Raw genomic sequence first — 1,864 nt, 5'->3', positions numbered from 1 at the left:
TAACAAGTCATCTCATTTGGCTGGCCGCAGCCCCAATCTGGTGGCTCTGGAGTGAGCATGGACGCATGATCACGTCATGACGTCTCCTGCTTCCTTCCGGAACCCGACCAACTGGTCCGACGGCTTCTATGAGCTGGCGATCGAGGTCGGGGCGACCGATGATGCCCGATTGCAGGACGTACTGACTGCCCTGTGGGCTGTGGCTGGCGTCCAGGGGTGCTTCGGGCGGAGCGATCTTGAGCCTGAGGAGCAGGACCCGGTGCCGTGCACAGTCAGCTCTCTGGCCCAGTACGGCCACCTTCACGGTCAGGTTCGTCTGCCGACGAATCAGCTGGTCGTGTGTGGTTGTGTGGCCATCCGTGGCGGCGATGACAGCAGCGACTGGCTGGACTTCTATGTTCCGGTGGGCGCGCTGGACAACGCCGGCCTCGCCTACTGGGACGGCCGGCCCTTCTTCAGATCCGACGTGATGGACGACTGGCTGGCTGCCATGGGCAGGGAGACGTTCGCCAGAGCCGCCTTCAGCTTGGGGGTCGTCGGGTTCGAGGTCTCCGGCTGCGCGGACGCCGGAACATTGGCAGGGCAGATGCCGCAGGAACGGGGCGTTGGATACTTGCTGCCCGTAGGTGGCGTCCTGCACTACGGAGCCGCTAACGCCTGAGCGCTCGCGCGGCTTCTCCCAGACTCGAGTCTGCGGAAGCAGATGATGGTGCAGGCGATACTCGCGAAGGCGAGAAAGTGATCGGCCTTGCGTTCGTAGCGGCGGTGGAGTCGGCGGCAGCCGGCAAGCCAGGCCATCGTCCGTTCGATTGTCCAGCGGTGTCGACCGAGTCGCTGTGAGGTCTCGACGCCCTTACGCGCGATGCGGTGCTGAATGCCGCGCTGTGCCAGCCAGTGCCGCAGGTGACGGTAGTCGTATCCCTTGTCCGCGTGGAGTTTGCCGGGCCTTCGTCGGCGCGGTCCTCGGCGGGACCGGATCGGAGGGATGCCCTTCACGAGCGGGATCAGGGCCTGGCTGTCGTGGACGTTGGCGCCGGAGATGCCGACGGAGATGGGCAGACCGGTCCGCTCGGTGATCAGATGGATCTTCGAGCCGTACTTGCCCCGGTCTACAGGATTCGGACCTGTCAGGTCCCCCTTTTCAGGGCCCGCACGTTCACCGAGTCGATCGCGCATCGTGACCAGTCCAGGTCGCCACGGGCGCCGAGTTCGTCAAGGACCAGGCGGTGGAGCTTGGCCCACACCCGGGCCTTGGTCCATTCGGTGAACCGGCGGTGGGCCGTCGCGCCGGACGGCCCGAACGAGGCCGAGGGCAGTTGCTGCCACGTGCAGCCTGAGGTCGCCACGAACACGATCGCGGCCAGGACCTCACGGTCGCCGTGGCGACGCCGGCCACCACCCTGGGGCCGCGACGGTGCCTGCGGGACCACTCGCTGGAACAACTGCCACAGCTCATCCGGCACCAGCCGCTCAACGATCCCCACGCTGAGAGGCTACCGGCCGTTAGGAAAGGTCCGTGGTCAGCGACCCAAACGGCGCTGATTGTCGAAGCGAAGCAGCACCCGTACAAGACGCCACGCTCCGGCCGACGCTCCGAGCAGGGCACCACCGGTCAACACGCGCCTCTCTGCCGAACCAGAGAGGTCAAGGGGCAGGGTGAGAACCCAGGAGACGACGAAAATCAACCCAGCCAGCGCGGCCGCAGTCACCAGGGCGAAGACGATCTCCACCGTCATAGCGTCCTTTTCCCATCGCGACTCACGCCCCATGTCCATGCTGCAAGTCTCACATCGCGGTCAAGCCACCACGCCTACGCTGACCGGACTTTCACGGCAGCTCGACCACCAATTGAGATGACTTCTAA

3 protein-coding genes are annotated in these 1,864 nt (G+C 65.3%); 1 reads left to right on the top strand and 2 read right to left on the bottom strand.

The annotated features are described in order from the left end of the window. Nucleotides 1–76: 76 nt before the first annotated feature. A complete protein-coding gene (locus ABT026_RS32085) occupies nucleotides 77–661 on the top strand; it encodes a hypothetical protein (protein WP_351118725.1) in 585 nt (194 codons plus the stop codon). On the opposite strand, the gene ABT026_RS32080 is transcribed toward ABT026_RS32085, so the two are convergent. Then, nucleotides 640–1,478 (bottom strand): IS5 family transposase gene (locus ABT026_RS32080; protein WP_351118726.1). Its coding sequence is split into 2 segments (ribosomal slippage): nucleotides 640–1,139 and nucleotides 1,139–1,478, totalling 840 coding nucleotides; the frame shifts between segments, so codons are not numbered across the junction. The genes ABT026_RS32085 and ABT026_RS32080 overlap by 22 nt on opposite strands. A gap of 42 nt (nucleotides 1,479–1,520) precedes the next feature. After that, on the bottom strand, nucleotides 1,521–1,775 hold the full coding sequence (locus ABT026_RS32075) for a DUF6332 family protein (protein ID WP_351118724.1): 255 nt from the start codon (nucleotides 1,773–1,775) through the stop codon (nucleotides 1,521–1,523). Nucleotides 1,776–1,864 lie beyond the last annotated feature (89 nt).

The sequence above is a fragment of the Streptomyces sp. NPDC002734 genome (assembly GCF_040295685.1).
Taxonomy (GTDB): domain Bacteria; phylum Actinomycetota; class Actinomycetes; order Streptomycetales; family Streptomycetaceae; genus Streptomyces.
Note: the sequence above shows the minus strand (reverse complement) of the source record. Positions and strands in the feature narration are given on the sequence as shown.